The sequence below is a fragment of the Mesorhizobium sp. BR1-1-15 genome (assembly GCF_020165475.1).
In the GTDB taxonomy this organism is placed as follows: domain Bacteria; phylum Pseudomonadota; class Alphaproteobacteria; order Rhizobiales; family Rhizobiaceae; genus Mesorhizobium.
The window spans coordinates 144,911-154,611 of record NZ_JAIUIF010000014.1 but is presented as its reverse complement, the minus strand read 5'-3'; the positions used below and the strand labels follow the sequence as shown (position 1 = coordinate 154,611).

Below are 9,701 nucleotides of genomic sequence, written 5' to 3'. Positions count from 1 at the left end.
CTCCAGCGCGTTGATGGTGCGGCGGTCGGTGGCGATCGCCCAGAAATCGGTCCAGCCCAGCGCCGCGGAGCGCCAGACCAGCCCCGACAGCGGAATGAGGATGATGAGGGTCAGGTAGGCAAGCGAGAAGCCGAGCGTCAATCCGAAACCCGGAATGACGCTCGGCTGTCGAAACCGCCAACCCGCCCGAGCGGGTGCTGTGATCATATCGTCCTGAATATCGACTGCTTACTGGGGCTTGTAGATCTGGTCGAATATACCACCATCGCCGAAATGGTAAGGCTGTGCTTTCTTCCAGCCGCCGAATTGTGGGTCGTCGATGGTGACCAGCTTGATCGGCGGTAGCTTGGCCAGGTCCTCTGCCGACACCAGATCGGGCTTGGCCGGACGATAGTGGTTCTTGGCGATGATCGTCTGCGCTTCCTTGGAATAGAGCCAGCCCAGATAGGCTTCGGCGACCTTGCGCGTGCCCTTGGCATCGACATTGGCGTCGACCAAAGCGACCGGCGGCTCGGCTAGGATCGAGGTCGGGGGATAGACGATATCGAAATTTTCGGCACCGAACTCGTCGAGCGCTAGATAGGCCTCGTTTTCCCAGGCAATCAGCACGTCGCCCAGGCCCTTTTGCGCGAAGGTCACCGTCGAGCCGCGCGCACCGGTATCGAGCACCGGAGCGTTGGCATAGAGCTTGCCGACGAACTCCTTCGTCTTGGCCTCGTCGCCACCGTCATTGGCGTTGGCATAAGCCCAGGCGGCGAGATAGTTCCAGCGTGCGCCGCCCGATGTCTTCGGGTTGGGCGTAATCACCTGGACGCCGTCCTTGACCAGGTCGTTCCAGTCGTGGATGCCCTTGGGGTTTCCTTTGCGGACGAGGAAGATGATGGTCGAGGTGTAGGGTGCCGAATTGTTCTCGAATTTCGTGCGCCAGTCCGGATTGATCTTTTTCGACTTGGAGACGATGGCGTTGATATCGCCTTCGAGCGCCAGCGTCACCACGTCGGCGTCGAGGCCGTCGATCACGGCCCGGGCCTGTGCGCCCGATCCACCGTGCGACTGCTGTATGGTGACCGTTTCCCCTGTCTCGGCTTTCCAGTGAGCGGCGAAGGCCTCGTCATAAGCCTTGTAGAGCTCGCGTGTCGGATCGTACGACACGTTGAGAATGGTGGTATCGGCGAACGCGAAACCGAGCGTGCCGAACTGGACAGACGTGGCGACCAGTGCGCCGAGCAGTCTCCTGAAACGAGGTTTGGTCATTTCTGCCTCCGTTGAACCCACGTCAAATCTACCGAATTGGTAGAATTTAGATGCATTAAATGTTGCCTTTTTTGTCGTTTTGGAGAAAATCTTGGACCTGATTTCGCGGTGCGGAGAAACATTTTCCCTCAAACGTCCCCTTGGCGAATCCCCATCGACCTATCTAGGAACAAGCGGTGCCGAAGCAAGGCTGTGGCATTTGGTCGGCACGCTATCCGGCTGGACTGGGAAATCGAAGCGCTGCTTGGCGGAGGGATCGTGGTTCAGCGTGAAGGTGCCGCCATTCGCGTGCATAGTTCTTGAATCCGGCCGAGTGCATCGCGCCGAGCAGCAGCTTGCGGTTTGCCGTCGCTTCGCTTGCGGTACAGGAAAATTGTCCGTTCCGGCGTAACGGATATCCTGGCGGATCGAGGGGCCGGCAACGCGGACGAAGTCGGCGGGCAGGGCGTCGGCGCGGGCTGGGAGGAGATTGCGGGTAAAGGAACTGGCGTCGCGAGTATTGTCGCGAGGCGCCGTACCTCAGGCGAAGAAGCGCAATCCCCTGAATCGCTTGCGCAATCTTATTCAACAAACACCTTCACACTTGCCGCGCGTCCCGCCGCATCGATTACGGTCAAGGTCGAGTAGCCGGTGCCGTCCGGTTGCCATGTCGCGGTGCGCCGGCGGTCGATGCCGGTCAGCGGCTTGCCGTTGGCCAGCCAGCGGAACGGCGCGCGCCCGCCTTGCAGCTTCAGTACCAGCGGCGAGGCGTCGGCCGAGTTGGTGGCGAGATCGACGCGGGCGCCGTCGGGCGGAAAGATAATGGTCGGCGCGGGCTCTGTGGGGGTCGAGGCCTGAACCAGGCCGTCGGACCCGGCGCCGAAGCGGGCAAGCGTCACAGGCAGGTCGTTACGTCGAGGAGTGAAGGCGCCGGGGGGCTTGCCCGGCAGCGGCACGGTGGCGAGACCCGAGCGGACAAAGCCCTCGAACAGAATTGGGGCTGCCGACACATAGCCGGACAGGCCAGGCACCGCGCCTGCATCGGCCCGGCCGACCCAGACGCCCAGCACGTAACGGCCGTCGAAGCCGACCGACCAGGCATCGCGGTAGCCATAGGAGGTGCCGGTCTTGTAGGCGACGCCGCGCTGCAATGCACCCTCGGGCGGCTTGACGCCCGACAGAATGTCCATGATTTGCCAGCTCGCCTGGTCATCGAGGATGGTCGCGGTGGTGCGCTCGGCATCGGCCGGCTCGGTGCCATCATGCAGCGTGTGCGTCTTGCCGCCATTGGCGAGCCCTGTATAGAGCTGGACGAGATCGCGCAGCGTAATCCCAACGCCGCCAAGGCCGATGGCCAGGCCCGGCGCCTCGTTGACCGGCAGGATCGGGTTTACCCCAGCCTGGCGGAATCGGGCCGTCAGCCGCGCGGGACCGACCGCGTCGAGCACGCGGATCGCCGGCACGTTGAGCGACAGTTGCAGCGCCTCGCGGATGCTGACGTCGCCCTGATAGCCCATATCGAAATTCTTCGGCCGGTAGCCGCCGAAATCGGCCGGGCTGTCCTCGATCAGCATTTCCTGCGCCACCAGTCCCTGTTCGAAGGCAAGACCGTAGATGAATGGCTTCAGCGTCGAGCCCGGCGAACGCACGACCTTGGTCATGTCGATCCAGCCGGAGCGGCTGGCGTCGAAGAAATTGGCCGAGCCGACTTCGCCCAGAATATCGCCGGTGCGGGAATCGGCCAGCACCATGGCGACGGAGAGACGCGCCCCAAGCTTGGCGGCGGCGTCGCGCGCTACCTGTTCCAGCCCTTCCTGGACGCTCTTGCGGATCGTCAGCTTGAGCGGCTGGCCGGGAACCGCCTTGGGCAGCATCGCATAGGCGGCGTGCGCGGCGAGCGCCGGCAAGCTACGGCGCAGGCCAGACACATCGTCGAGCGCGGCGCGCGCGGCCTCGCGTTCGCCAAGCAGGCCAGCCGAGGCCATGCGGGACAGCACGCGGTCGCGGGCGGCGTGCGCGATCGCGAGGTTGCGGTCGGGCCGGCGCTTCTCCGGCAGCTGCGGCAGGGCGACGAGAAGCGCGGCTTCCGAGACGGTGAGCCGCTTCGGCTCCTTACCGAAATAGGCGAGCGAAGCGGCGCGCACGCCTTCGAGATTGCCGCCATAGGGCGCCAGCGTCAGATAGCGTTCGAGGATCTCGTGCTTGGACAGCCGCCGCTCGATCTGGATGGCGCGCAGCATCTGCTTGAGCTTGGAGCCGAGGCTGCGGCTGTCGCGCGGCTCGATCAGGCGGGCGAGTTGCATCGACAGCGTCGAGCCGCCGGACACGATGTGGCCACTGGTGGCGAACTGGCCGGCGGCGCGGGCAAGCGCCAGCACATCGACGCCTTCATGGTTCCAGAAGCGCTTGTCCTCATAGGTGACCAACATGTCGACGAACTGCTTGTCGACCTGGTCGAGGCGGGTTTCGAGCCGCCAATAGCCGTCAGGCGTGGCGAAGGCGCGCAAAAGCTGGCCGTCGCGGTCCTGGACTTCCGTCGAGACGGTAAGCTTTTCAGGAAGCGGAGGCGGGAAGGCGCGGTCGAGCTGCCACAGGGTAGCGGCGGAAACAGCAATAACAGCCACCAAGGAGGTGCTAGCGATAGCCGCGCGGCGCAGGAATTTTCTTGAGGGCATGGCGCTGCCCCTCATCCGCCTGCCGGCACCTTCTCCCCGCATAGTGGCGGGGAGAAGGGAGCTGTCGCAATCGTCGGCGCCTTTTCTGTAACGTTGAAAATTGGCGAAAGCCTTGGTGCAGGCCCCTTTCTCCCCGTCACTAAACGGGGAGAAGGTGCCGGCAGGGCAATGAGGGGCAGCGCAAACTTCACGTTCATGTCCGCCTCGACACCTTACGGCGCCTTGACCTCCATCATGCCGGTGGCGGTGCGGGCCGAATATTGCGGCCGGTACATGTCCTCCACCGTTGCGGCCGGATGGGTGTAGGTGCCCGGCGTCACGGCGCGCACGACATAGGCGAGTGTCAGATTGTGGTCGTGGTCGCCGTCACTGGGGTTGAAGGCGGCGACGAAACGGTCGTCGCGGAATTCCAGATGCGCGGCGTCGGTCTGTGCCAGCCAGGAGAAGTTCGACAATTGCGCGCTGGAGACCAGGCCGGGATTGTCGATCTCGAAGCCGGCCGGCAAAAGGTCGGTGATCAAAAGGCGCGAAGGCCAGTTGTTCTGTTCATTGACCTTGAGCACGACGACATAGCGTTCGTTCTGGGTTGCCTCCGTCACATTGGCTTCGGTTCCGTCGAGCTTGTAATAGGTGCGCTCAATGGTGAACCCGTCACCCCCGGCCGGCAAGGGCTGCACCGGCGATGCCACGGTGGTGACGACGGCCTGCAGCGGGGTCTTGCCGGTGTTGGCGATGGTGAGCGGGCTGTCGGCCACATCGCTGCCGTTGATCTGGCTGGAATAGCCGCCGGAATGCGGTGCACCGTTGACGGAAAGCGTGATCGAATCATTGCCTTGTCTGAGGGCGCGGGCCGCCAGCAGCATCCAGGATTCATCCTGGGTGCTGGTCCAGCGGACCTCGGCGCGTTCCCTGGTCACCAGCTTGATCAGCTCCGGTACGACCGACGGCACCGGCTTCGATTCCGCCGCAAGCGCCAGCATTGCCGCCCCGTCGCGCAGCGCCGAGCCGTAGTCGGAGCGATAATAGTCATAGGCGGTGCTCGACTTGGCGAGCTGCAGCGCGGTCTTGAACGTCGCTTCCGAACGCTGCGTGTCGCCGTACAGCGCCAAGCTCGCCGCCAGCTGGGCAACGGCCATCGGGCTGGTGAAGGCCTCGAGCTGGGTGTCCGCGTAATAGCGCAGATCGCCGATCGAGGCCTTCTTGTTGCGGGCAAGCACGTAGAGCGCGTAAGCGATCTCGCTGCCGCGGTCCTGTACGCTCTGGTCGTAGCCGAGCGAGTTCTGCAGATTGCCCAGCGCCTGGTTCATGGCGAGCGCCGGTACATCGTATTTCTGCTCGCGCGCCCTGGTCAGGAAGTCGGTGACATAGGCGTCGAGCCACAGATCGCCGGAGCCCGGGCCCCACAGGCCGAAGCTGCCGCCCGAAGCCTGGTAGCTCAGCACCTTGTAGATCGCGTCCTGGATGCGGCCATGCAGGTCGGGATCGCTCTGCATGCCGACGCCCGAGGCCATTTCGTTGACATAGAGCAGGGGCATCGCCCGGCTGGTGGTTTGCTCGGCGCAACCATAGGGGTAGCGGTCGAGCGTCATCAGGAGCGAAGGCACATCGAAGGCCGCCGCCTGCGAAACGCCGACACTGACCGAAGCGCCGTGGAGCAGGCTTGCCGCCAAAAGCTCCTTGTCGACGCGCAGCGCGCCGCCATCGCCCTTGAGGTCGACCACCATGCGGGTGGTGACCGGCAGTTGTGCCGGACGGACCGGCACGTAGAGCGTCTGCTCGACCTTGGTGCCATCGGCGTGCGCTAGCTTGATGGTGAGCGAGGCATTGCCTGCCGTCTGTGCGATCAGCGGCACGATCAGGGTCTGGCGCTTGCCCTGCGCCAGCGTCAGTTTCTGGGGCAGGGGCTTGTCGCCCGTCGAGAGGTCCCCCGTCGTGTCGATCGACAGCGCATAGTCGCCGGCCGGACCGTCGGTGTCCGCAATGTCGAGCCGCATGACGGCGGCGTCGCCGGGCGCCAGGAAGCGCGGCAGGCCGGCGGTGATCACCACCGGATCGCGCACGATCACGTCCGACTGGGCGTGGCCGACCGCTTCCTTGGTCCAGGCGACGGCCATGACGCGAACCGTGCCGTTGAACTGCGGAATGTCGAAGTCGACGCGTGCTTTGCCGTCGGCATCGAGCTGCACCGGGCCGGAGAAGAAGGCGACCAGCTTTTCGGTCGGCGGACTGCCCTGCGCCTGCATGTTGGCGCCGTCGCCGCCGGTCCTGAGCTTGCCCATGGTGCCGAGAGAGCCGTCGATCAGGCGGCCGTAGAGATCACGGATTTCCATGCCCAGCATGCGCTGGCCGAAAAACCAGTTCTCAGGATCCGGCGCCTTGTAGTTGGTCAGGTTGAGGATGCCGACATCGACGGCGGCGACAGTGACATAGGCGTTGCTGCCGGGCTCTACGCCGGCGACCGCGACCGGGATCGACAGCTGCTGGCGCGGCATGGTCTTGTCCGGCGGGGTAAGGGTGACGGCGAGCTTCTTCGAGCCCGGATCGACCTTCAGCCATTTCACGCCGATGGCGCGGGCCGGCATGCGGCTTTCCTGCGCGTCGCCAGGCCGGAACAGGGTTGCCGTGACATAGGCGCCGGCGCCCCAGTCGTCGCCGACCGGGATGTCGACCGTGCCGCCGCCGGCCGGCACCGATGCCGTGACGGTCTTCAACAGCTTGTCGGAACCGATGTTGACCAGAAGTTCGCCGGCAAAATGCGGCGAGACCTTGAGCCTGGCCACTTCGCCGGCGGCATAATTGCCCTTGTCGAGGGCGATCTCGAGACCATCAGGCGTTTCGGTGGTGGTGGAGGAGACATACCAGCCGCCATCGAACTCATAACTGGTCGCGGGTCCTTCCGGATCCGCTGTCTCGACCTCGAGCCGGTAGCGGCCCCAGTCGACCGGGATCGACACTGTCGCCTCGCCGTCGGCGCCAAGGTCGACTTGGCCATTGGCGATCGATTTGGTGAAGGTGACGGGTTCGTAATTCCATGAGTTGTTGGAGCGGTACCACTGGTAATTGCGCTCGACCTTGACCAGCGACCATTGCGCACCTTTCAGCGCCTCGCGCTGGCCGTCGGGGTCGACGGCGATCAGGCTGAATTTCGCCGTGCCGCCCTGCGGCACTTCATCATCGGCAAAGTCCGGCCGGATGCCGATCATGTGGCCTTGCGGGCGGATGCCGATATTAAGCGAGCGCTCGATTGCGCGGCCGCCGGTCTCACGCATACGGACCGTCACCTTGGCGTCGATGAGCTTCGTGGTCGACGGCAGTTGCTCGACGGAGACCGGGAAGGTCGCCTTGCCATCCTCGCCGACCACCGGAAGATCGGTGAACGGGGTGACGGTCGGTTCCGACGACTGCTCGTCGGCAAGGCCAAAGGAATAGCCGTTGAAGCGGTCCCAGTCACGCGCGGTCGACAGGGTCAGTTCGCCTTCGAGCGCGAGGCCAGCAGCCGGTGCGCCATAGAGAAAGCGGCCGTCGACGGTGATGTTGGCGGTTTCGCCCTGCGCGATCTCCTGCTTGTCGGCCTTCATGTCGAATTCGATGCGGTCCGGCACGAAATCCTCGACCAGGAACATCTGGCTGGCGACGGCCGGTTGCTTGGGATCGGTATAGATCGATACCGACCAGGTGCCGCGCATGGCGTTTGGCTGGAGCGGCAGATCGACGGCGTGCCCGCCGGCTGACGCGCCATCGCTGACGACGCGGCGATCCTCGACGCCGTCCGGGCGCGAGAAGATAAAGGTCAGCGGCAGGTTCTCGACCGCCTTGGCGGCGCCGTCACGGGCAAGAGCCGCAACATGCACCTCCTCGCCGGCGCGGTAGATGCCGCGCTCGGTCCAGGCGTAGATATCGAGCGCGCCCGGCGCTGCGCGTCCAGTGACGCCGCGGTCGGACAGGTCGAAACCGGCGCGGGCCATGTCGAGGAAGACAAAGTCGTTATCGCCCTGCCTGGCCATCAGCACGGCCGGCACCATGCCGCCGTCGCCGCGTGTTAGGCCGGGATTGAACACGGCATGACCATCGGCATCCGAAGTCGCGGTGCCGAGGATCTCGTTGTTGCGGGCAACCAGCGTCAGTTCGGCGCCCGCTATCGGCTTGGCGCTGCCCAGCGAACGGGCATAGACATTGAGCCCGTCCTGACCGGTATAGGTCGAGAGGCCGATGTCGGAAACGACGAACCATTGCGTGGCCATCGAGTTGTAGTCGTCGCTCTTCTCGCTGACAGCCTGGGCAGTCAGCACATAGACGCCGGGCTTGCGCCGCGGCAGCGCCTCGTCGACCGGGAAGGAGGTGGTGACCTCCTTGTTCAGGTCGTTGGCGATGTCGAGCTGGCCTTCCCAGACCGGCTCGCCCATCTGCTCGGAAATGTTTGAGATGTCGTAGCTGTCGAGCTGATGCAGGAACTGGTAGCCGGACAGAAGCTGGGCCAGCGAGCGGTCGCCGATGCGATAGAGCTTCATCTCGGCGGCGTTCATGTTGACAGTGACGACGGGGATGCCGCGGCGCGCGCCGGCCGGCAGCACGAAGCTGTCGCCGGTGAAGCGGGCCGAAGGCGCACGGTCCTGCACGTAGATCGACAGCACGACGGGCGCGGCGGTCACTTCGCCGATGGCGGCCGGCAGGCCGGCGCGGAAGGTCACGTCATAATGCTGGCCGTGTTCCAGTCCTTCGACGCAAATCTGCTTGTCCTTGGCTTCAACGCCTTTGGGCGGCTGGTTGTCGACGGTGACGAATTGTGCGTAATCGACGCCGGTCTTGACCAATTCCTCGGAGAATTGGGCGCAGATGCGCGGGGCGCTGGTGTCGGCATCGACGGTGTGGTCGATGACGCGGAAACCCTTGCGAGCCTTGAGATCAGAATAGTCGGCCTGGACCGCAGGCGAAGGTACCAGGGCAAGGCTGGCTTCATAGGCCTGCAGGGCGGGGCGATAGAGGTCGCGCTTGTCGAGGCCGGAGCCGATGAGCGCCAGCGTCTCCGCCCGCGTCCTGGCTGTACGCAGGAGCTTGTAGGCATTGAAGGCGGCCGACGTACCGTTTGCCGGCAAGGTGGAGGCCTCGGATGTGTTGGCCGCCGGCTGCACGGCAAGCGTTTCGCGCGCCAGGTTGAGCCAGAGCTGGCCATCGTCGGGCATGACAGAGACCGCGGCCTCGTATTTCTGCACGGCAGTGCGATGATCGCCGGTGAGCACCGCCTGCTCGGCCGCCGTGGTCAGCGCGGCCATGCCCTCGGTCGGCCTGTCATAGGCCGGGCCGAGCAGCCGGTTACGGTATTGCTGGGCCTGGTCAGCCATCCAGTTGGGGAAGAAGGCGAGTTCCGGCGGCGCGCCGATGTCGGGGTCGCCGTCGATATTGACGACCTTGCCCGCGACCGCGCCGTTGAAGGGCTTCAACTGGTTATAATCGGATTTGAGGAAGCACCATTTGGCCTTGGTGTTATAGGTGAAGGCGCGGCAGGCGGGATCGCCCAGGCAGGTGGTCTTGCATTGATCGAGCGTGACGTTCTGGTCGGACCGGAGGTCGAAACCGAAATAGTCGGAATTGTCGGTCGTTGCGACTCGCCGTGCTTCGGCCGCTTGCGCGACGTTACCCCAGGCCAAGACATTGGCCCAGGCGAAGAAGAGAAGGATCAGGAAAGACAGACGACGAGCCGCGCGCATTGCCATAACACCCTCCAGACAATTTGCAGACGTCCGGGCATGTTCAAGCTTCACTCAGGCTTGTCAACATGAGGACGCGGCAGGGTTC

General features: G+C 64.5%; 3 protein-coding genes and 1 pseudogene. All 4 read right to left on the bottom strand.

Annotation, left to right across the window (positions count from 1 at the left end; all coding sequences use genetic code 11):
- Positions 1–207, bottom strand: a pseudogene (locus tag LB541_RS22180) (molybdate ABC transporter permease subunit); the annotation flags it as partial.
- A gap of 21 nt (positions 208–228) precedes the next feature.
- Positions 229–1,254 carry a sulfate ABC transporter substrate-binding protein gene (locus LB541_RS22175; protein ID WP_140521250.1) on the bottom strand — a complete coding sequence of 342 codons (1,026 nt, stop codon included), beginning with the start codon at positions 1,252–1,254 and terminating at the stop codon, positions 229–231.
- A gap of 560 nt (positions 1,255–1,814) precedes the next feature.
- Entirely contained in the window at positions 1,815–3,908 is a 2,094-nt protein-coding gene (gene pbpC, locus LB541_RS22165) for a penicillin-binding protein 1C (protein ID WP_224619598.1), read from the bottom strand.
- Between the two features lie 212 nt (positions 3,909–4,120).
- Positions 4,121–9,619, bottom strand: coding sequence for an alpha-2-macroglobulin family protein (locus tag LB541_RS22160; RefSeq protein ID WP_224619596.1), 5,499 nt, complete (start codon positions 9,617–9,619; stop codon positions 4,121–4,123).
- Between the last annotated feature and the right edge of the window lie 82 nt (positions 9,620–9,701).

Excerpts from the sequence above, each read along its gene's own strand:
- LB541_RS22175 (WP_140521250.1), bottom strand. The coding sequence starts at position 1,254 with ATGACCAAACCTCGTTTCAGGAGACTGCTCGGCGCACTGGTCGCCACG.
- pbpC (WP_224619598.1), bottom strand. The coding sequence starts at position 3,908 with ATGCCCTCAAGAAAATTCCTGCGCCGCGCGGCTATCGCTAGCACCTCC.
- LB541_RS22160 (WP_224619596.1), bottom strand. The coding sequence starts at position 9,619 with ATGGCAATGCGCGCGGCTCGTCGTCTGTCTTTCCTGATCCTTCTCTTC.